General features: G+C 46.0%; 21 protein-coding genes and 2 pseudogenes. 11 read left to right on the forward strand and 12 right to left on the reverse strand.

Annotated elements, in window-relative coordinates; genetic code table 11:
* Nucleotides 1-77 precede the first annotated feature (77 nt).
* The 3 genes and pseudogenes from leuD to ACWA2B_RS11415 form a co-directional block, all read right to left on the reverse strand.
* On the reverse strand, nucleotides 78-680 hold the full coding sequence (leuD, locus tag ACWA2B_RS11405) for a 3-isopropylmalate dehydratase small subunit (RefSeq protein ID WP_165146838.1): 603 nt from the start codon (nucleotides 678-680) through the stop codon (nucleotides 78-80).
* 21 nt (nucleotides 681-701) lie between these two features.
* Nucleotides 702-2,126 carry a 3-isopropylmalate dehydratase large subunit gene (gene leuC, locus ACWA2B_RS11410; RefSeq protein ID WP_322252554.1) on the reverse strand — a complete coding sequence of 475 codons (1,425 nt, stop codon included), beginning with the start codon at nucleotides 2,124-2,126 and terminating at the stop codon, nucleotides 702-704.
* A gap of 621 nt (nucleotides 2,127-2,747) precedes the next feature.
* Nucleotides 2,748-2,866 (reverse strand): annotated as a pseudogene (locus ACWA2B_RS11415) (fibronectin type III domain-containing protein); the annotation flags it as partial.
* A 239-nt stretch (nucleotides 2,867-3,105) separates the two neighbouring features.
* Between ACWA2B_RS11415 and ACWA2B_RS11420 the strand changes: the two are divergent.
* Complete coding sequence (locus ACWA2B_RS11420) at nucleotides 3,106-3,330, forward strand: hypothetical protein (RefSeq protein WP_449292226.1); 225 nt, start codon at nucleotides 3,106-3,108, stop codon at nucleotides 3,328-3,330.
* A gap of 6 nt (nucleotides 3,331-3,336) precedes the next feature.
* Here the strand turns inward: ACWA2B_RS11420 and ACWA2B_RS11425 are convergent, their stop codons facing one another.
* From ACWA2B_RS11425 to ACWA2B_RS11435, 3 genes are all read right to left on the reverse strand, one after another.
* Entirely contained in the window at nucleotides 3,337-3,756 is a 420-nt protein-coding gene (locus ACWA2B_RS11425; RefSeq protein WP_449292227.1) for a hypothetical protein, read from the reverse strand.
* 49 nt (nucleotides 3,757-3,805) lie between these two features.
* Nucleotides 3,806-4,036 carry a hypothetical protein gene (locus ACWA2B_RS11430; RefSeq protein WP_029514980.1) on the reverse strand — a complete coding sequence of 77 codons (231 nt, stop codon included), beginning with the start codon at nucleotides 4,034-4,036 and terminating at the stop codon, nucleotides 3,806-3,808.
* Between the two features lie 180 nt (nucleotides 4,037-4,216).
* A complete protein-coding gene (locus ACWA2B_RS11435; protein ID WP_039271170.1) occupies nucleotides 4,217-5,632 on the reverse strand; it encodes a helix-turn-helix transcriptional regulator in 1,416 nt (471 codons plus the stop codon).
* Nucleotides 5,633-5,915: 283 nt separating this feature from the next.
* On the opposite strand from ACWA2B_RS11435, the gene ACWA2B_RS11440 reads away from it, so the two are divergent.
* Together ACWA2B_RS11440 and ACWA2B_RS11445 are read left to right on the forward strand one after the other, a co-directional pair.
* On the forward strand, nucleotides 5,916-6,731 hold the full coding sequence (locus ACWA2B_RS11440) for a hypothetical protein (RefSeq protein WP_238437744.1): 816 nt from the start codon (nucleotides 5,916-5,918) through the stop codon (nucleotides 6,729-6,731).
* Nucleotides 6,721-7,914 (forward strand): hypothetical protein, encoded by a 1,194-nt coding sequence (locus ACWA2B_RS11445; RefSeq protein ID WP_449292228.1) that lies wholly within the window; start codon nucleotides 6,721-6,723, stop codon nucleotides 7,912-7,914. Before ACWA2B_RS11440 ends, ACWA2B_RS11445 begins: the two co-directional genes overlap by 11 nt.
* Nucleotides 7,915-8,016: 102 nt before the next feature.
* Here the strand turns inward: ACWA2B_RS11445 and ACWA2B_RS11450 are convergent, their stop codons facing one another.
* From ACWA2B_RS11450 to ACWA2B_RS11465, 4 genes and pseudogenes are all read right to left on the reverse strand, one after another.
* Entirely contained in the window at nucleotides 8,017-8,454 is a 438-nt protein-coding gene (locus tag ACWA2B_RS11450) for a phage holin, LLH family (protein ID WP_069010183.1), read from the reverse strand.
* A 120-nt stretch (nucleotides 8,455-8,574) separates the two neighbouring features.
* Nucleotides 8,575-9,519: pseudogene (locus ACWA2B_RS11455) on the reverse strand (GH25 family lysozyme).
* Nucleotides 9,497-9,898, reverse strand: coding sequence for a phage holin family protein (locus tag ACWA2B_RS11460; protein WP_449292229.1), 402 nt, complete (start codon nucleotides 9,896-9,898; stop codon nucleotides 9,497-9,499). Before ACWA2B_RS11460 ends, ACWA2B_RS11455 begins: the two are co-directional and overlap by 23 nt.
* Nucleotides 9,899-9,970: 72 nt before the next feature.
* A complete protein-coding gene (locus tag ACWA2B_RS11465; protein WP_449292230.1) occupies nucleotides 9,971-10,192 on the reverse strand; it encodes a hypothetical protein in 222 nt (73 codons plus the stop codon).
* Between the two features lie 237 nt (nucleotides 10,193-10,429).
* Between ACWA2B_RS11465 and ACWA2B_RS11470 the strand changes: the two genes are divergently transcribed.
* The gene (locus tag ACWA2B_RS11470) at nucleotides 10,430-10,855 is read left to right on the forward strand and encodes a MaoC family dehydratase (protein WP_029517401.1); all 426 of its coding nucleotides are present in this window, start codon (nucleotides 10,430-10,432) and stop codon (nucleotides 10,853-10,855) included.
* Between the two features lie 176 nt (nucleotides 10,856-11,031).
* Here ACWA2B_RS11470 and ACWA2B_RS11475 read toward each other — a convergent pair whose 3' ends face one another.
* A complete protein-coding gene (locus tag ACWA2B_RS11475) occupies nucleotides 11,032-11,256 on the reverse strand; it encodes a hypothetical protein (RefSeq protein WP_141695494.1) in 225 nt (74 codons plus the stop codon).
* Between the two features lie 295 nt (nucleotides 11,257-11,551).
* Between ACWA2B_RS11475 and ACWA2B_RS11480 the strand changes: the two genes are divergently transcribed.
* From ACWA2B_RS11480 to hydF, 7 genes are all read left to right on the forward strand, one after another.
* On the forward strand, nucleotides 11,552-12,088 hold the full coding sequence (locus tag ACWA2B_RS11480) for a hypothetical protein (RefSeq protein ID WP_239645200.1): 537 nt from the start codon (nucleotides 11,552-11,554) through the stop codon (nucleotides 12,086-12,088).
* 128 nt (nucleotides 12,089-12,216) lie between these two features.
* On the forward strand, nucleotides 12,217-14,379 hold the full coding sequence (gene fdhF, locus ACWA2B_RS11485) for a formate dehydrogenase subunit alpha (protein WP_029517400.1): 2,163 nt from the start codon (nucleotides 12,217-12,219) through the stop codon (nucleotides 14,377-14,379).
* Complete coding sequence (locus ACWA2B_RS11490) at nucleotides 14,376-15,026, forward strand: 4Fe-4S dicluster domain-containing protein (RefSeq protein WP_029517399.1); 651 nt, start codon at nucleotides 14,376-14,378, stop codon at nucleotides 15,024-15,026. The genes fdhF and ACWA2B_RS11490 overlap by 4 nt, the downstream gene beginning before the upstream one ends.
* Nucleotides 15,027-15,058: 32 nt before the next feature.
* A complete protein-coding gene (locus ACWA2B_RS11495; RefSeq protein WP_449292231.1) occupies nucleotides 15,059-16,564 on the forward strand; it encodes a [FeFe] hydrogenase, group A in 1,506 nt (501 codons plus the stop codon).
* A gap of 63 nt (nucleotides 16,565-16,627) precedes the next feature.
* Complete coding sequence (locus tag ACWA2B_RS11500) at nucleotides 16,628-17,218, forward strand: 4Fe-4S dicluster domain-containing protein (RefSeq protein WP_013310648.1); 591 nt, start codon at nucleotides 16,628-16,630, stop codon at nucleotides 17,216-17,218.
* Nucleotides 17,215-18,663: an aspartate ammonia-lyase gene (locus tag ACWA2B_RS11505; protein WP_341039490.1), complete on the forward strand. Its 1,449-nt coding sequence runs from the start codon at nucleotides 17,215-17,217 to the stop codon at nucleotides 18,661-18,663. The genes ACWA2B_RS11500 and ACWA2B_RS11505 overlap by 4 nt, the downstream gene beginning before the upstream one ends.
* Nucleotides 18,650-19,903, forward strand: a complete 1,254-nt coding sequence (gene hydF, locus ACWA2B_RS11510) for a [FeFe] hydrogenase H-cluster maturation GTPase HydF (protein WP_029517396.1) — start codon at nucleotides 18,650-18,652, stop codon at nucleotides 19,901-19,903. The genes ACWA2B_RS11505 and hydF overlap by 14 nt, the downstream gene beginning before the upstream one ends.
* A gap of 144 nt (nucleotides 19,904-20,047) precedes the next feature.
* Here the strand turns inward: hydF and hydG are convergent, their stop codons facing one another.
* Complete coding sequence (gene hydG, locus ACWA2B_RS11515) at nucleotides 20,048-21,460, reverse strand: [FeFe] hydrogenase H-cluster radical SAM maturase HydG (RefSeq protein WP_013310651.1); 1,413 nt, start codon at nucleotides 21,458-21,460, stop codon at nucleotides 20,048-20,050.
* Between the last annotated feature and the right edge of the window lie 34 nt (nucleotides 21,461-21,494).

Raw genomic sequence — 21,494 nt, forward strand, 5'->3', positions numbered from 1 at the left:
ATTGCCAGTACGGGCTTTCTGTCTAACAAATGAGCAAGCTATATGGCTTCGTATTGAACCTAAACTGGGAATTATGATTATGCGCCTTGTTTCGCAGCGCGTCTTTGTTCATACGCCAGAATTTCAGATTCATGCTGGAGTGTCAGTCCAATATCGTCCAAGCCTTGCAGCAGGAACTGACGGCGATGTTCATCCAGATCGAATTCAATTTTCAGACCATAGTCGTCTGTGATTGTTTTTTCATTCAGGTCTACGTTCAGTTGGTAGTTATCATGCTGCGCCGTACGCTGGAACAATTCCTCTACTTGCTCTTCAGACAGCTTGATCGGCAATATACCGTTTTTAAAACAGTTATTATAGAAGATATCTGCATAAGACGGAGCAATTACGCAACGAAACCCATAGTCCATAATCGCCCACGGTGCATGCTCACGTGAGGAGCCACAGCCAAAGTTAGCGCGAGAGATCAGCACAGACGCCCCTGCATAACGAGGCTTGTTCGGTTCAAATTCAGGATTGATATTGCCTTCTTCATCAAACCGCCACTCGTAGAACAGAAACTGTCCAAAGCCCGTACGCTCAATTCGTTTCAAAAACTGCTTAGGAATAATAGCGTCTGTGTCCACGTTCACCCGATCCACAGGTGCTACAATTCCTTTTAATGTTGTGAAAGCTTCCATCGTAATTCCTCCCCCTGTATCCTAGCGGACTACTTCTTCCTGCTTGAATTTCCAATCCCGTACATCAACAAAATGCCCATGAATCGCCGCAGCGGCTGCCATTGCTGGAGATACCAGATGAGTCCGTCCTCCGCGTCCCTGACGACCTTCAAAGTTACGATTAGAAGTCGAAGCACAACGCTGTCCCGGTTGCAGTACGTCTGGATTCATCGCAAGACACATACTGCATCCTGCTTCACGCCACTCAAATCCTGCTTCTTTAAAAATGATGTCCAGTCCTTCTTCTTCAGCCTGAATTTTCACACGTCCCGAACCTGGTACGACGATGGCCGTTACTTTGTCAGAAACCTTGTAACCTTTGGCAACCTCAGCGGCTGCACGCAAATCTTCAATCCGCCCATTGGTGCAGGAGCCGATAAACACATAATCAATCGCAATATCCGTGATCGGAGTACCTGGCTTCAAATCCATATATTCAAGCGCTTTTTCAGCTGCTTTACGTTCATTTTCGGTTGGCAGTTCTGCCGGAATCGGTACGGTTGAAGAAATATCTGTACCCATTCCCGGGCTGGTGCCCCAGGTTACTTGAGGAATCAAAGCATCTACGTCAAACTCCAGCACGACATCAAACTCAGCGCCTTCATCTGTGACAAGCTCTTTCCACTCAGCAACCGCCTGCTCGAAAGCGTCTCCTTGCGGTACATGTTGACGTCCACGCAAGTAGTTGAAGGTGGTTTCGTCCGGTGCAATCATTCCTGCTCTGGCTCCGCCTTCAATGGACATGTTACACACAGTCATGCGCTCTTCCATGCTCAATTCGCGAATAGATTCACCTGTGTACTCAATAACATAGCCTGTAGCGAAATCTGTACCGTATTTGGCGATGACACCCAAAATCATGTCTTTTGCTGTCACACCAGGTTTGCGGGTACCTACAAAGCGAACTTCCATCGTTTTGGCTTTGGCTTGCTGGAGACATTGTGTTGCCATTACGTGCTCTACCTCACTGGTTCCGATACCAAAAGCGAGTGCTCCGAACGCCCCATGTGTGGAAGTATGGCTATCACCACAAACAATCGTTTTGCCCGGATGAGTCAGACCAAGTTCAGGCCCCATAACGTGAACGACACCCTGATCCACCGTATCCAAATCATACAGTGTGACACCGAAATCACGGCAATTTTGAGTTAATGTATCAATTTGCTGCTTGGAAATCGGGTCCGTAATATTGTAACGGTCCTTAGTCGGTACGTTATGATCCATCGTTGCAAACGTAAGCTCTGGACGACGTACCTGACGGCCGCTAAGACGTAATCCCTCAAACGCCTGTGGCGATGTTACCTCATGTACGAGGTGAAGATCGATGTACAAAATACTCGGCTTACCTGCTTCCTGATAGATGACATGGTTATCCCAAATTTTCTCGAACATAGTCTTTTTACTCATCATTATTCACCCCTGTGTTTTTCGAATCTAGTGGAGAGAAGCTGAGCGGCTCTCTCTTGAATGTCAACAATATACCACGGGATGTCTGATTGGTCTAAGATATGATATCTATAGAAGTGATAGGTTAAGGCTATAAGAATAGATGAGGTGAATATAGGCGGTTCCTTGCACTGATTTCTATCAGCTCTTAATAGTAAAAACAGTCCACTTATTTCAGCCGCTCCGGCGTGGATCAGGCGTCGTTAAGGGGTTATTCCCCTACCCACTCCGGAAAAGCGGCTGAAGGTCATTCTGTTGTTTTCAAAACGTTGTTGTTTCACCAACTTCTTTAAGGTCGGGGACGGGTCGAACGGCGAACCTTATACATTCCTCAGGAGCTAATGTGGCTGCTGGTGGAGCTTAAGAATCTTTATAAATGAATTAATTTCAAGATGATTACCAGCAAAATGAACAGTGCCAAGACAGCAGCTATCGACGTCCAAACTCTTCCGGTGATTCCCGCGTAGTCTCTTTTCATTTCCCCCACACGTAACGCCTCCTTTATTTTAGGGTACTATACTCCATAGGCTATGCGAGGTCTTGATTAAAGGAAGGGCTTCTTAACAAAAAATGCTTAGTCAATCCAGTACCAGCCTGTCTGCTCTCAACCAAGCGATAAAGTCATTGACCTCTTTCATGCTTAAGTCAAATTCCTTGTCCAAACCGGTAGTCATGGTCAATACCATGATTGCGCGATTACCTGAGAGTTGCTCAGGGTCAGTTTGACCTCCTCCTTGTGGAGTGACAGAGGCTTCATTATTTTACTGTATATATTTGGAAGTATATTCCTCGAAATGTGTCTAAACATAAACCTGCCAATCTATAAATACAATCTAAATATTTGCATATTTATCTAACTGATGACTTACCCAAGATCGATCCTACTCCCCTGTTATTACTTGGAATTATATTAAATCTTCTCAATACTATATTATGAGGCGTGGCGAAGTATCCACGCTGGATTGCTTATGAATTTGAAAGTCCTGTAGTTGTCAACAAATATGTGTTGGCTCCACGTAGATCTAGTTTAACCGAATCGCCAAAAGATTGGATGTTCGAAGGGTCGGACGGTGTTTCACGGGTCATTCTCGATACACAAAAAAATATTACTAACTGGAAAGAAGCCCTCCTCACCAAACGGCTAGAAGGACAGTTGTATAGCTAGGATAACTTAGAGATTTCCAGGCTGTGAATCAGCTACCCCCCATGTTTCCCCATTAACTTTATAGTCGCTGCCTCTCCACTGAAGTATGTAGTCTCCAGAACGCAAACCGTCGCTGAAACCTTGGTCAGTAGATTTCCAAGTCACTGTGTCGTGAGGAGCGATTACTAATCCTTCAATATATAGTTTGTTTGAACCGCTGTGAGTTAAACTTACCTTTACTGGATGATCAGAGTGATTCTTCATACGAAGTTTAACATGACCCCATCCTTTAGGGACACTAAAGGATTCTTTTACAGTTGCGCTTCCCCCCGATCTTTGATTAATTATGGTGTTTTTGCTAGTTATACTTGGTGAAGCTGAAGCAGCACCTACCGTAGTTGCTATAGCTAAAGATAAAATCGAGAACAGAAATATTTTTTTCTTCATCCTTTTCCTCTCCTATTTTTTTGTTATGGTCTACCTTTAAGGCTACCGATTACAATTTGGTAGGTTCTTTAAGATCTACTCTAAATTCAAACTGCTTACGAAAGAAATACGACTCGTTAATCTTAATTGCATCAGGCGAAAACTTTTCCACTACTCCGCCGTAGTCAACGACCGTTATCAACTCATTGCTCAACGGCTGTACTACATATACTCTTACCTGGCCTAACGCATCTGCAAAAAGTTCTATATCCGACTTTGACACTCTATATGTATAGTTCATGCTGATCACTTCAGAAATAGTATTCGAGTAAATCGTGTGGTAATTCCTACACTGAAGAAAGCTCTGCCAACCATAAGGTTAGCAGAGCTTTTTCTTTAAAATCCTCCAATGGTAACGTTAGGCTGAATACTATGGTGGTGGTTAAAGGCTTGGTCCGGCATAGTAACAATAAACAAAAAGCTAGCCGCGATGACTAAAAGTACCATTTTTTTGAACATTGTTTTCCCACACCCTTTCAATAAAATTGAAATACTCAGCTTTAGTTTCAGGAACTGCATGGGCTTGAAAACGAACAAACAACCCCATACAGTTTATAAAGTAAGTTTCATTATTTATTATATGTGACTTTACCATTGCATTCATCAAATATTTAAAGCCATCAATGTACTTCCCTCGGTATAAATAATAAAAACCTAACTCGTAACCAAACCACGCGATATAATCCGGTATCACTTGTCGGGTATACATATCATCTGATGATGGTTGTTGTGAAAAAGTCGCAATTAGCGTTTCAAATCGTTTGAGTATATCGTCTACATCTATGCTAAACTGGTTTGCTGCGATTATAACATTCAGCAGTTTTGAAAGCTTTTCATTCTCGTTAGCGGCTGATGTTGTAGCAATATATTCAACATAATCGTTCAGCAGGCTTATTTCTCCTGACAACAGCTTATATACGTAAGTATTTCCTACCGCCCAGTGACTGAACAGGTTTACCCAGTGTTTTGTGTCCTCGTCATCCTCTTTAACCCAGTCTAAATCCGCATAGGCGTATGTATATTGTAGAGCTTGTTGATAATCGCCTTGAGCTTCACAAACACTAGCACACAACAGGTCAGCATAAGCAATGTATCCAAATAACGGCCCTCTTGTTCTCTTTTCATCATCTAGAAACTTTCGTTTTTCTTGGTGTTGTAAACTGTACTGGATTTCCGCTTTAGCTCTCATTTGCCTTGCCATTTCGTCTACCTTGTCCCATTTACGTAATGACCTATATACGTTTGCCAAATCCTTCAATGCGTCAAGCTGGTCTATTTCATCCAAACGCTCGACATAAGGCTCAAACAGTATAGCTGCCTTCATATTCCGACTTTGATCATCTCCAATTTGAATCGTAAATATTCGATATTGACAGACTGCCAGACGTTCAGAATGTTGGTACTTCTCTGCTTCTGCTACGCTCTCATAGAGCAGCAGCGCCGCAGCATGGCGTCCTTGAGCGAATAGGGTTTCTGCAATGTCAAACAGTTTGGGCGAATAAAGTAGATTGTCCATGATGGCTCCTACCACTCGACGGATCGCATCCAACTTGTCCAACTCCGCACAACGATACAAAAATGGCTCGATTCGTCTCATATTCGGGGGCGTGTCGATGATGTAGTTTTCTATAAATAAGTCGTAAAAGTGGCCTTCCGGTAAACCCATCGCCTCAGTAATTAGATCAAGCTGGTTAACAGACATAGGCTTGTTTCCTGTCACAATGGCACTTAGCGCCCCCCTATTCATGCCTGCAACTTGCCCAAATTGCGATAGACTCAAACCTTCTTGTTTTAAATATCCGTCTAATTCTGCTCTAATCGTAGGTGTATGCTTCATGTCATATCCACCCTTCATACAGAAATTCCAAAACTTTTATATTATTGCATTCTATTGTTGTCCATAATTTAACAGTTGTCAATAACCTTTATTTCTTTTGCATTTTATTAAAGAACTTCGGCATAATCGGTGGCATGAAATGACGTAAAGAACACTCTCCGCAGCCTATACCCATCTTAAAAAATATTAAATATATTCATATCTGCCATAAAAAGGTTTACAATATTAGTAGATTCCTTTACGCTGGCTTTGTATTTACAAATTTTTCAAGGAGGTACTTTGTATGAAAGTAAAATTTCTTCCACAAGCTTTTCTGGCTGCAACGCTACTCATTTCTTTGGGAGTCGTCAGCCCGGCAATCTCTCATGCCGAAAAAGGAGATAAAATCCCTGACCGCATGTTAGCGGGTACCATCATCCAATATGATGAGAACAATAACATGGTTGTATTGGAAAAAGGAACTCCAGTACCTGAACAGCAAAAATCTAAAGCTGCTATTGCCCCACTTACTGCTGAACAACAGGCTGAGCTAGAAAAAGAAAAACAACAGGATAAAGAAATCGATGAAGCAACCAAATCACTGCCGGTATATCATATTGATAACCCTGACCCTCAGCCTGGTTTAAAAGTTATTTATGACGGCGAAGGTTACATCAAAGATATTATCTTGCCTGATCAAAAAGAAAATGCGATTACTACTAATAATGTTTCGCTTCAAGCATTACCACGCGGTACACGCAAACCACCTGGGGCATATACATATGGAAATCATGATAATGAAATTAAAATTAGCGGAACATCTGATGGCTATGTTCGAGGCACAGGGAGAGGAACAAACTTCACAGACACGTATGGAGAAAATTCCAATAGACTTCAAAGAGGTGACTGTGCAACAAAAGGAGCCATTGATAATCCCGAGTTTGGGACAAAAATTCGGGTAAGAAATTATGATAATGATATCGTAGCTAATTTTTATAAAGCTGATAATGGGAGTCTTCCAGATGCAGTCATTGATATTTGGAAAACGGGTGTAGAGGATCTAGGTTTAGAATGGCATTCGTACGTCTCATTTTCAGCAAGATATTCCTATGATTTTTAATATCTTTGCACCAAAAAAGGATAGGATCTCGCGTCCTATCCTTTCCCTTTTCGTTATCATCTTCAGTTTGATTCATCACTTATCTCAGAAAGGATGCTTCGTGTTGAGAACAAGCAGCTACAAATTTTTTAGATTCTTTATACTTTCCCTGCTCGTGCCAGCTTTATTGTCATCCTGCTCTCCCTCTTTTACCCCACCAGCAGAATCATCTGTACCCAAAAAGGCCCAATCAAATGAAAAAGTAGTGTCGGCCGGGAAAGGCCAGTATCTATCCATGACTTATACAGAGTATGTGAATGGGAAGAACACAGATCAAGGCATGGTTATGCGAGTTATGACATACGACTTAAACAGCAAAAAATTGACCAAGCTGGCCGATGTTCCTTATACCTCTCAATACCCGCTTTCTGTAGTGTCCTTGCCTGATCACAAAATTTATTACTCTGCCGATGTTGGTGATAAGGGAGACCAATTATTTTCGTATGACTTGAATACCAAAAAAATCGAACAGCTTACCGATAATTTGTTTGCCATCAATCGTATCGTACCAACTACTCCAGATGGCCCACTCGTTCTGGTTGCGGTCAAAAAAGGAGAACGTATACTTAAAACTATTTTCTACAATAAAACAACGCACGCCATGAAATTTATGCATGATGAAAACCAAGATAATATCACTTGGTCTATAGCCTATAATTCAGAAAAAAATACAATTTACAATTCACAGTATTCGGAGAGGGAGCGAGATAAACAAGGTGACATCTCAGACCGAACACAGACCATTATGGTCCCCCCGGACAACAAGGTTACAGAAATCAATAACGTTACCAAGCAAGAGCGTTCTATCGTCACACTAAAAAAAGAGAAAATAACTTCAATGTCCAGCAGTAATGATAAGCTGCTCCTCATAACCACTCGTTTCATTAATCACGGCAATCCCGAGTATAGTCTGGTTGATATTGCAACAGGTAAACGTACCAAAATAAAGTTACCCTTTTTATCCCGCCAATTTGTCTATATGTCCCCGGATGGCAAGGGGGTCTATTATTTGGGCAGCACTTCTCAGAAAAATCAGGCAGAAAGACGCGGCGTATATTATTATGATTTCACATCGAAAATTCAAACCCCCATTTTCATACAAGAAGAGGGTTTTATCAATAACTTCATACTGCTGAACAAGTAATCATTCTGTTGAACTATGCCAAAAAGCCGGAAAGAAGCAAGTTTACGCTATCTTTCCGGCTTTCCTTATCTGTTTAGTGTTTACTTTGTAACTATAGCCGTATTAGTCTTGCTCCGTAGCAGGCGCTTGTACTGATTCTGTTGGTTCTTGAATAGACTCAGTTGCTGTCTGAACCTGACCGGATGATACCTCTGCTGTAGCCTGAGCCAAAAAATCATTAAGCTTCGCGGCAAGACCCGATACAGCTTCCTTAGCTGCTGCCCGTGTTGCCTCCTCGTTTGGCTGTGCGTCAGTAGCGAGTGCCACTTTTGTTTTGGCCTTATACTCCAGATATGCCTTCTCAATCGCGGATTTTAACTCTACTTGGGATACTACGATACCTTGACTGGAAAGAGTAAGTGAAGCATACTGCAAAGCCTCCTGAAGCTTACGTTCTCCTCCAGCTTCTTTAAATGCTGTTTGAGCAAAAGCAAAGCCCTCCCCAGCAATTTTATGGATTATTTCCCTCTGTGCCGCCGTAGTACGCGCTTCTAGCCACACGTTAACCTTAGTTTTGAGTTTTGTTCAGACCTCCTAAAACAAACGCTGTAAGCACACCCACAGCGGCTGTGGCGATGGTATTTACGTAAGGTTGCACAGTTTCGATAATTGATTGCATGATTACTTTTCCCCTTTCGTTTTCAACGATGCGATTTTATTTTTTGAATCCCAGGACACTACTGCCCGTAAGCTTCTGCAATTGGCTTGAGTTGCACATAAGCCGTATCGTCTACAAGTTGGACAGTTTGCAGCTTGGCTCTGTTTAAATACGCTTCCTTACGGGTGTTGTCCCAGTGATAAGATAAGCCCAAGGCATCTGCCAAAGACCGCAACGGTACATAAGTTCTGGAGCCATGTAGAAGTGCTCTCCCCGCTTCTTTGCCATTGACACGGAATATGCCGGGTGTAACGGATTCTGTCTCTTGTGCAGGGACAACAGCGCCGAATCGCTTACACAGCTCGTCCGCTGTACCGTCAAACTCATTCATGTCCACGTTCCCTTTTATCCCAGCTACCTTGCCGCTGTCGCTGTATTGCCAAATATCCCAACGTTTCCATGTCACTGTGTCGCTTGGGACGCGAGTGTCACTATCCGGGCTATCCATCGCCCAATGAGGCGTTAAAATTGGCGGCAAAGGCATTACCCGTGTAAATGATTGGCTTTCGTCCTGTCAGGCGCTCCAATTCCAAAAGAAAGGCTAATGCTACAGCACTAATAAGTGTTTTGGAGAGCTTGCCAGGATTGTTTTCGTAGTCCATCACCGCAGGAAGCTCCAGCGCTTTGGCTCCTCCAACCTGATCCAACACATCAGCAAAATGCCGTGCTTCCGCTTTCGCTGTGTCAACACTGGTGGCATCTAAAAAATGATAGGCCCCCAACAACACGCCTGCTTTCTTGGCTTCTTTTGCATTTGTAATGAATGTTGGGTCAACATAACGTTGCCCCTGACTTGCTTTAATGTAGGCAAATGAAATACCGTCGGCTTTAACCGCCTTCCAATCAATCTTTCCTTGATAACAGGATACGTCTATTCCTTGGGCATTACGGCTGTTTCGTCGTTGCATCCTCTTTCTCTCCTTCCTTACCACTTTTACTTTTTAAAACTTCTACGGCCTGTCGGATCACAGGCGGGATAGGAACGCCGAGTCTGCCACCATTCTCCAAAATGGACCGTAGCTCATTTGCCATATAAAAATAGGCGACCGCATCTCGGAATAGGTGCGAATCGCCTAAGACTCCATCAATTAGATGGGATACTGCTACCATTGCAAAAATAAATACCTTTCGAGCTATACCGATAAGACCAGTCTTGCTTTTTAAACCTGGTCCGGTACCCTTCTTACCTTCTACGGCAGTGGCAAATAAGCCGGTCACATAATCAATAATGACCAGAGCAAGTAACACCCCCAATACTCCCGACCACCCACCATAAAAATACGTCACAGCGCTGCTTCCTAAAGCAGTACAGAACTTAAAAACTCCCACTTATCCAACCTTCTTCCCCCGTCTCTCCGTTCAGGAAACTTTTCCTGAGCTATCATCATTTGCTTTTTGATTCTTTTCCTCTTGGGCCTGTATCTCTGCTAATGCATTTCCTACCGCAATATCCAAACCTATAAGAATTTCTTTCCGGCGTGCTGGCTGTGAAGCAATTACAGCAGAAATAACCTCAGTCAATTCTTGAATCGATCTGGTTAGATCCAGTTGTATATCCAATGTGGATTTTATCTTTGCCATGTATTTCGTCACCTCCTCAAGACGCAAAATAAGCCCCTGAATTATCAGAGGCTTTTCATACTTGTATCTTAAATTAATTTGCTGCTATAACGCTACGAGTTTTAAAGGGAAATATTGTTCAGTGAATATAAATTTGTAGACGGACAATACGTCATTAAGCTAACGGACAGTTGAACTTGATTGGTGATATTATGCTACTCTATAAATAAGCAAATAATTTAATCAAGAGGTGTAATAATGCGGTTTCATGAATTTTATATCGGACAAGTATTTAAAACCAAGTCTTTAAAATTAACTCAAGAGGATATTACCAGATTTGCAAGGGAGTTTGACCCGCAATATATGCATTTAGATGAAGAGAAAGCATTAAAAGGCAGGTTTAATGGAATTATCGCTTCAGGAATTCAAACATTAGCTGTTTCTTTTAAGCTTTGGGTTGAAACAGGGAGTTACGGTGATGAGGTTATTGCTGGAACTGCTATGAATAATATTAAATTTATTAAGCCAGTATATCCAGGCGACGAATTGTACACCATCGTTGAAGTGATTGGAGTAAAAGAGATGAGGAATGGAACAGGACTCGTTACTGTAATGCTGTCGACTTTCAACCACAAAGAGGAGCAAGTTTTTGAAGGCGATTTATCCGTTCTGGTTAAACAGTAAAGTTTTATAAAATCAATTATTAAAGGTTTGAAGAGGCCCATGCATTCTAGCACGGACCTCTTCTCTTTATTTATACATGGCTTGACTTGCGGCTTTATGTTCAGCCACACGTTGCAGTAATTTCTTCATTTGGCGACCTTTAAGTTGCCCTTCTACAACTGAATTTCGCATAGATTCTACATCTTGAACCCGCACTTTACCCCATGATGAAAGCGATTGTACAGTGCGATAAATTGCTTTGCTGCCACTTTATTATGGGTCTCGACTTGGAAACCAACGCTGTTCGTCGGGTGTTTGTAACAGACAATGACTTGGGCGATCTGCTTAGGATCTGTTGGTTTGTGTACAGACAAATTAGCGTTGGATTGATGATTTAGCGTACCCAGTATTCCTCTTAGCAACTAATCTTCCGGAATTCGCATAACCTGAAGATGATGTTCACGAATACCACTTCCAATCCCACACATATCATGGTAGTTGCAGAATCACGTACGATATCACCCATTTTGGATAACATATCTATATCTTCTGGTGTTCGACTAGCATTTTCGTTCAATGTAATAATAATAAATTCATCTACTGCTTTTGTATTAGAACTGTACAAGCAATGCGATAGAACGAGAAGCATCATACAAACCATAGAGGTAAAGCTGCTTCAAGAGGGGGCTAATCCATGTAAAATTTTGGTTCAGTGTAATGAATTTCACATCTTTCCGGGCCAACCTGTTCTACCATAGAAGAGTGATACGCCGTGCTGGGCAGACCACTTTGGTCGGGACGGTTACGTCTTGTTCTAAACTAGTTACACAGGCTGTCTGGCATGCGCGGCAAGTACGCCTTTATTTTGATTCGAAGCGGAGTGTCCAGATGTTGAATACCGAATTGGAATACCGTGAGCGCATCAGGAAGTTGGCCGTATGTATTGTCAAACACTACCGGGGAAAAGGACCGGACAACGTCAAGGTTTCACTGGATTCGCCGCTCCGGATTACGGTAGAAATTCGAGGTACATTGTCTAATCTGTCCGAAATCCTCGTTCATGAAGGGGCTGAGGACAAGGTCAGAGAATATTGGGACGTCCTTCGTCCCTATCTGGAAAAGGAGTTTATGAACGAAGCCGAAAAAACACTCGGCAGTCCCTTCACTTATACTTGGGAGGTCTGCCCCTCCGTCCATGGAGACGGACACATTATCATTACTCTAGAACTACAACACATACACCGGTTGGATTAGCGGGAAGGAGCCTTGTCTCCTCGCTCGCGGATAAGCCAGTACAGGATGCAGCGTAAAGCGGCATTTTTGTATTGGCTTTTTTTATGTTTCGAGTTTCATCTATTTCATATAAAAGAGGTGCTGCACTTATGGCAGACAAGGTATTGACCGTATGTCCCTACTGCGGGAGCGGTTGTCAGCTTCATTTGCTGGTGGAAAAAGGACAGGTAATTGGCGCAGAGCCGGCTGGTGGTCGTACGAATGAAGGAACGTTGTGTCTAAAAGGACACTACGGATGGGATTTTCTGAATGACCCGCAAATTCTGACTGCACGCTTGCGCAAGCCCATGATTCGCAAAAATGGAGTTATGGAGGAAGTGGAGTGGAAGGAAGCCATTCAATATACTGCCGAACGGCTGTCAGCAATTAAGGAAAAATACGGACCCGACTCCATTATGGGAACGGGCTCCGCACGTGGTCCGGGAAATGAGGCCAATTATGTCATGCAAAAGTTCATGCGGGCGGTCATTGGCACGAACAATATTGACCATTGCGCTCGTGTATGCCATGGCCCTTCTGTGGCAGGTTTGACTTACTCGCTCGGAGATGGAGCTATGTCCAACTCTATTCCTGAAATTGAACACTCTGATCTCATTTTCGTATTTGGATATAATGCACCCGAAACACATCCGATCGTCGCAAGACGCATTGTAGCTGCCAAGCAAAGAGGCGCCAAAATTATTGTATGCGATCCGCGCATGACCGAAACAGCTCGTATCTCGAATATGTGGCTACCCTTAAAGGGCGGTTCGAACATGGCTTTGGTGAACGCTTTTGGTCATGTACTTGTGCATGAAGGACTGTACGACAAACGATATGTGGAAGCAAACACAGAAGGCTTTGCCGAATATGTAGACAGCATTAAAAAATATACTCCCGAATATGCGGAAGGCATTACGGGGGTCAAGGCGGCCGATATCCGGGCGGCTATGAGGGAATATGCAAAGGCCCCTACCGCTACCATTTTGTACGGAATGGGCGTATGCCAATTTTCACAGGCCGTTGACGTAGTAAAGGGGCTCGCTTCCCTTGCACTGTTGACCGGAAATCTGGGCAAGCCGAATGTGGGTATCGGACCAGTACGGGGACAAAACAATGTACAGGGTTCCTGTGACATGGGTGCTTTACCGAATGTGTATCCTGGCTATCAGGATGTAACAGACACCACGGTTCGCAAAAAGTTTGAAAAAGCATGGGGTGTTGAGCTGCCGCGTAAAAAAGGATATCCACTTACGGAGGTACCACACCTCATCCTGAAGGAGAACAAGCTGAAAGCTTATTACATTTTCGGCGAAGACCCTGTACAAAGTGATCCGAACGCCGCCGAGTTGCGTGAAGCCCTAGACCAATTGGAATTTGTCGTGGTCCAGGATATTTTCATGAACAAAACAGCGCTGCATGCCGATGTCATCCTCCCTTCTACTGCTTGGGGCGAGCATGACGGTGTATATTCTTCGGCAGATCGGGGCTTTCAGCGCATCCGAAAGGCCGTCGAGCCACAGGGTGATGTAAAGCCAGACTGGGCTATTATTAGCGAGGTTGCTACCGCCATGGGCTACCCTATGTCCTATGCAAACACAGAGGAAATTTGGGATGAAATGCGTAGCCTCTGCCCATTATTCTCCGGTGCCAGCTACCAAAAAATGGAGCAGCAAGGCGGCGTGCAATGGCCCTGCCCTACTGAGGATCATCCAGGTACACCGTATTTGTATAAAGGAAATCAATTTTCGACACCTAGTGGCAAAGGCAGATTATTCGCCTGCGAATGGCGTCCGCCACAAGAACAACCGGATGCAAAATACCCGCTTGTCTTGTCTACAGTCCGTGAGGTAGGCCACTACTCCGTTCGTACCATGACTGGCAATTGCCGTGCGCTGCGCCAATTGTCTGATGAGCCTGGCTTTATTCAGATTAGCCCGGAAGACGGAGCAGATCTGAATATTCTGGATGGTGAAATTGTTGCCATATCCTCCCGCCGGGGACGCATCATGGCTCGGGCACAAATCAGTGACCGTGTGCAACAAGGTGCGACCTACATGACCTATCACTGGTGGGTTGGAGCATGCAACGAGCTGACCGCTGATTTTCTCGATCCGGTATCCAAAACCCCGGAATTAAAATACTGTGCCATCCGCCTGGAACGAATCGCCGACCAAGCTCAGGCCGAACGTGATGTACATGAATCGTACCAACAGATTCGCAAACAGATGAACGTCCAGGAAGCTGTTTTGGCTGATAAGGTGACAAGATGAGCGGCACAGGGAATATGATGCACCGTCCGACTGATACCCGGTCAGCTTCGATGAGTAGAATGGGAGCAGCCGGTAGAACAAGCGCTGTTGCTTCTTCTTTTGTAGTCGCAGACGCCGGGCAGTGCATCGGCTGCAAAGCCTGTGAACTGGCGTGCTTCGCCGTTCACAGTCAGGCTAACGGTATAGGAGCTTCGGTCGGAACCGTCAGCGTTCCTGTCGTACCCAAGGTGTATGTTGTTCGTACAGGGGATACGTATGTGCCGGTGCAATGCCGGCATTGCGAAAATGCCCCCTGCGCACATGCCTGTCCGGTGCAGGCCATTCGTCAGGAGGACGGAGTCGTCATGATAGATGAGGATCGATGTATCGGCTGTACTTCCTGTGTTTTGGCCTGCCCCTTCGGGGCAATTGAGGTGTCTCCGGTCTACCGGGCCGGACACCTTGTGACGCAGTCCGGCCTGACTCACCGGGCAAATCGAGTGGCCCTTCCCCGCACCGCGGCAAGCAAATGCGATCTGTGTGCGGAAACAGAGAACGGACAGCCTGCATGTGTAGATGCCTGCCCGAATCATGTCCTACGGCTGGCCAAGGGTATATCCGACTCGCCTCCAGAGCCTCGGCGGGAAGTCTTTTTCCCACGCCTGTAAGGTCAAAATCAGCCGCAGAAAGGTAGAAAAACATGTCAACCACAATAGACAAGATCTCTTCACCTCCTTGTATGAAGACGACTGATTGCACAGACCCTGTCATTCATATTGACCCAACGCTCTGCACGGGATGCAGACGCTGTGCTGGGGTTTGTCCAGTAGATGCCATAGAGGGACTGCCTGGAGAACCGCAAACCGTTAATGCAGACCGATGTGTTATTTGCGGTCAATGTGTACAAATATGCAGCGTATACGCATCCGACTGGGCAGGTTCATCTCCACAGGAAGGCGCCGCTAGACGACTGGAACGTATACAAGAACGCGATATGCCTGCCGACATCAGAGAGCCGCTATTCGCTGCCTACTATAGCTACAACTTGAATAAGGTAAGCGATATGATGACCAAACCTGGACAGTTTCGGATCGTCCAATGTGCTCCGGCCATTCGTGTTTCACTCGCGGAGGAATTCGGAATGCCGTTCGGCACCTTGACGCCTGGGAAAATGGCTGCTGCTTTGCGCCGCCTTGGTTTCGACCGGGTATATGACACCAACTTTGGAGCTGACGTGACCATCATGGAGGAAGGCACGGAATTGATTCGTCGCGTGACCGAAGGCGGTCCCTTGCCTATGTTCACATCCTGCTGTCCAGCATGGGTCCGATTTGCCGAGATCGAATATCCCGATCTGCTAGACCATCTATCCAGCTGCAAATCTCCGATGCAAATGTTAGGAGCGCTTATCAAATCTTATGGCGCACAACTGGATGAAGTGGAACCTGCGAATATATACAGCGTTGCCATCATGCCATGTACTTGTAAACAATTTGAATGTGATCGTCCCGAAATGGAATCTGACGGTTACCGTGATGTAGATGAGGTACTGACCACGCGTGAACTTGCATACTGGATCAAGCAGAGCGGAATTGATTTTGCAAACCTGCCTGATGAAGAATTCGATTCACCGTTAGGGCAATATTCCGGTGCAGGCTCCATTTTTGGAGTCACTGGAGGAGTCATGGAAGCTGCCATCCGTACAGGTTACGAGCTGCTGACGAATGAAAAACTGCCGAAGCTCCAACTCGATTTTGTACGTGGTGAGGAAGGCATTCGAGTAGCTGAGGTTCAGGTAGGCAAGCTACAGCTCAAGGTAGCGGTCGTCGCCGGGCTACAGCATGCCTATCAGCTACTGGATCGTGTCCAGGCGGGCGAATGTGATTATCATTTTATTGAGGTGATGGGCTGCCCTGCCGGATGTATCAGTGGAGGGGGACAACCCAAGATCATGTTAGAAAAGCAACGAATTGAAGCTTATCGGGCACGTAAATCCTCCATCTATGGACATGATGCTGCACGCCAGGTACGAAAATCGCATGAGAACCCTCACATCATTAAACTTTATGATGAATTTCTAGGTGAGCCGCTGGGTCATGTGTCGCATCATCTTCTGCACACTACCTTCCAACAACGGGGGCCTGGCAAGCAAAGCCGCAGTAGCACTATTTCTATCAATGGGGATACGGATTACTCCATTCATTAATACGTTAAGTTTTTTATGCTGTATACATTATATTTGTCGTTAGTTAGAGAGGAGTCGAATTGTATGAACCGTTTTGTTTTAGCTGATCCCGACCAGTGTATCGGATGTCGTACCTGTGAAATCGCATGTGTCATCGCACATTCAGCGGAGAACCCTTTTATCTCACCAGATGATGAGTTTCATTTTCACCCTCGTCTGAAGGTTATTAAATCATTTGGAGTCACTGCACCCGTTCAGTGTCGTCACTGTGAGGATGCCCCATGCGCTAACGCTTGTCCGAACGGCTCCATTACGAACGCAGATGGCTGCATTCTCATTAACAGTGAAAGCTGCATTGGCTGTAAAACCTGCATGATCGCCTGCCCTTACGGCGCGATTACCATGGTACCCGAGTATCGAAACGGGCAGCCTGTCGTTCAAGACGGACTGTACACCAATATGTCAGGCCGTTTGCAACCCAAAGAACGCATGATTGCCAGCAAATGTGATTTGTGCGAAGGTGTGGACGGCGGACCGGCCTGCATTGGTAAATGTCCAACACAAGCCCTCAAGCTGGTCGAGCCAGATCTGGTTCATGCCCGGGTTGAGGAAAAACGCGCTGCAAGTGCACGTCAGCTGCTGCATATGACACGCATTCCGGCAACAGGTCTATGACTGAAGGTTTCCCTCTACCTACAAATACGCGAACCGAGCGGGATGCGTTAGGAGAGATGGAAATTCCCGCAGACGCCTTTTACGGTATTCACACCGCACGCGCGATGAACAATTTTGCGGTCAGTGGCAGGCCTGTGAACCAAAACCTGATCCACGCTCTTGTGTTGGTAAAAAAAGTAGCCGCTCAAGTGAATGGTGAGCAGAAACGGCTTCCTGTCCAACGGGCCTCTGCCATTGTATATGCTTGTGATGAAATACTCGCCGGGAGACACCAACATATGTTTACCGTGGATGCTATGCAAGGCGGCGCAGGCACCAGTACCCATATGAATGTAAATGAGGTCATTGCTAATTTGGCCATCGTACAGCTAGGAGGCAGACCAGGGCAGTATGAAATTGTACATCCGCTGGATGATGTGAACTGCTGTCAGTCTACGAATGATGTCTATCCCACAGCGCTACGAATTGCAGCGATACGGCTGCTTCGGCCTTTATGTGACACAATGTCTTCGTTACAGGATGCTTTACAACACAAAGAAACAGAATATGCCGACCTACTCAAGCTAGGCCGCACTCAGCTAATAGATGCCCTGCCCATGATGGCCGGGCAGGGCTTTGGTGCCTATGCAAAGGCTATAGCGCGCGACCGCTGGCGTCTCTATAAGGCCGAAGAGCGGCTGCGGGAAATCCCTATTGGAGGCACGGCGATTGGCACAGGTATGAACGCGCCCCGCGCTTACAGCTATCGGATGGTCGAAAAACTGGCGGATGAGACCGGCTTTGGACTGAGTCGCAGCGACCACCCGATGGATCCGATTCAAAATATGGATGTCTTTGTGGAGGTGTCCGGTCTACTCAAAGCAGCCGCCGTGAATCTGTACAAAATATCTGGCGATTTTCGCCTACTGGCCTCTGGTCCTTTCGGTGGTATTGGCGAATACACGCTGCCTCCAGTTCAGGCCGGATCCTCTATTATGCCTGGCAAGGTCAATCCGGTAATAGCTGAAATGGCAGGACTAACAGCCATGCGTGTGATAGCCGAAGATGCGGCTATCACTATGGCCGCTGCCTCGGGTCAGTTGGAGCTAAACGCATTCCTGCCGCTGATTGCCGAATCGTTGCTGGAATCGCTACATATTCTGAACAGAGCGGTTCGACTATTCGAAGAACGATGTGTGCGTGGCCTGATCGTGCGTGAAGAACGCTGTATTACAAATCTACGTAACTCAGCCGTGATGGCTTCTGCGCTGGTCGCGGAGCTTGGCTATGATGAGGCTGCCTCCATTGCATCGACGGCCATTGTGCAAGGTCGCACACCAGAGGATATTGCAGAAGATCGCGGCCTACTGACCCGTTCGCGGATTGACCAATTATGCCATCCCTATACAGTAACCAAGCCCGGAATTCCGGGGCAGGAAGAAGGAACTCACCATGGGAATGAATGATACCCCTCGTAGCAACCGACCACATATCGTCCTGCTTGGTCGCCGTAACGCAGGCAAATCCAGCATTCTGAACACCCTGACTGGTCAGCCCGTCGCTGTGGTATCTCCTGTAGGAGGAACGACCACGGACCCCGTTTTCAAACCGATGGAGCTGCTCCCAGCGGGTCCCATTGTTTTGGTGGATACCGCCGGACTGGACGATGAGGGTGAGATCGGAGAGCTGCGCCGCAACAAAACGCTAGAAATACTTAATAGTACAGACTTGGCTCTTCTCGTTATCGACGCCACCGTTGGAGTCGGATTATTCGAGCATGAGCTACTCGAAAAGCTCCGTATCAAAAAGATTCCTGTTATTGGGGTATTGAATAAGATAGATACCCTTACAGAATCAGATAAAACGGCTACAAAACTGGCAACTGAACTGGATCTCACCTTGATTCCTTTCAGTGCATCTTTGCTCCGGGGAGACACGGAACTGAAAAAGGCTATCACGAATACACTCCCCCAAAACGAGGATCGTTTTCGTATCGTCGGTGACCTGTTGTCACCCGGCGATGTTGTTGTGCTGGTCGTTCCCATTGACAAAGCTGCACCAAAAGGCCGATTGATCCTGCCACAACAGCAAACAATCCGCGATACACTAGAGAGTGATGCCATCGCCGTAGTGACCAAAGAACATGAACTACGATTGACACTGGAGAGATTGGGACGCAAGCCTCGCTTGGTCATTACCGATTCACAGGTTTTTATGAAAGTAGCGGCTGACACGCCCAAAGATGTGCCTCTCACCTCTTTTTCCATCCTGTTTGCCCGTCATAAAGGCGATCTGGACGAACTGGTACGAGGTGCAAGAGCCATTGATCGCCTCAAAGATGGAGACCGTGTACTTATTGCCGAAGCCTGCACTCACCAATGCCAATCTGACGATATTGGTCGAGTGAAAATTCCCCGCTGGCTCCGCCAAACGATAGGCAAACGTCTCATCATCGAGCATGCATCCGGCTCCAGCTTCCCTGATGATCTGAGCGAATATGCACTGGTTATTCATTGCGGTGCATGCATGCTCAATCGGCGTACGATGCTTCATCGAATGTCGGAAACGAAAGCTGCCGGCGTGCCGATTGTGAACTATGGTGTTTTCATCGCTTATGTACAGGGGGTCTTTCCCCGTGCTATTGAATGCTTCCCATCTGCTATGCTGGCATGGGAGCAAGCTGTAGAGGCCGGCAGTTATTCCTAAAAGTCCTCATCTCGGTATTCATATTTTTTTCCAGACACACAAAAGCAGTCGCGCTGATTTCAACGCGACTGCTTTTTATTTTCAAGTTCATTATAAATCATGAGATTTCATAGCGTGAAATGATACTACGAATAATATAAATTGCTAAAAATACAAATCGCGTTCGCCTGCTTCCAGTCGTTCAAGTCTGTCAAGCGTCAAACGGCGCGTCGATTCACGTGGTATACGCTCCAGATTTTCTCGCAGAGCGGCAGCTCCCAGTTCACGTGCCTCCTCATCCCCATAATCCAGCAGATATTCTTGGAAGGTCAGCAGCGAATTCGGCTGGCATACATTATGAATTTGTCCTGATTTGGCAAGCTCCATGAAACGATCTCCAGTTCGCCCCTCACGGTAGCAAGCTGTGCAGTAGCTCGGCATATATCCGCCACGGCACAGACTTTTAATAATTTCCGATGGTGAGCGATGATCCCCCACCTCAAATTGAGGCTTATCATCAGTTTCCTGTTTTGCATATGCCCCTACGCCTGTAGCTGAACCTGCACTAATCTGCGACACGCCTAGACCAATGACGCGGTCCCTATATTCCGGCTCCTCGCGCGTGGACAGGATCATTCCAGCATAAGGGACAGCCAGTCGAAGAACGGATACAATTTTCATAAAATCCTCATCGTTGACCAGGTACGGATATCGCTCCAGATCTACATTTTCAGCCGGACGCAATCGTGGAACTGAAACCGTATGAGGGCCACAGCCAAAGGCTTCTTCCAAGTGCTCGGCATGTTTCAGCATCGCTACGGTCTCATAGCGAAAATCATACAGACCGTACAACACACCGATCCCCACATCATCTATACCCGCACGCATGGCTCTGTCCATTGCCGTAGTGTGCCAATCAAAGTCCCGCTTTGGTCCCTGCAGGTGGAATTTACGATAGCTTTCACGATGATACGTTTCCTGAAATAAAATATACGTTCCAATGCCCACCTCTGCCAGCTTCCGATAGTCCTCTTCGGTTGTGGATGCAATATTCACATTGATCCGCCGAATGCTGCCGTTATCCACCTTGACCTCATAGATCTGGCGCAGACAATCGACGATATAGTCAATGGGACAATGAACTGGGTCTTCTCCCGCTTCCAGCACGAGTCGCTTGTGTCCCAGTTCTTGAAGCACTCTAACCTCCTCCACCAATTCCTCCGGTGTCAGACGGCTACGAGTAAAGCTGTCATTGGTATGTTTATAACCACAATATTCGCAGTTATTCACGCAGTGGTTGCTTACATATAAAGGGGCGAACAACACAATCCGGTTGCCATAAATTTGCTCTTTGACTGCCCTCGAAGATTTGAACATCTCTTCCAATAATTCAGGATCATCCACATGTAAAAGAGCCGCCGCTTCACTCGCACTCAGTCCCCGGCAGGCTCTCCCCTTTTCTAAAATTTCTAAAATACGGTGTCGATCTGTTGCCTCTTGTTTCCCCTGCTCCACTGCTGCCATAATCTCTGCTTCATTAATAAAATCCGCCGATACTTTCTCCCGTACTCCACTCACGTATACCCATCTCCTTATTTATGGTTACTGCAAT

The sequence above is a fragment of the Paenibacillus sp. CMM36 genome (assembly GCF_053570945.1).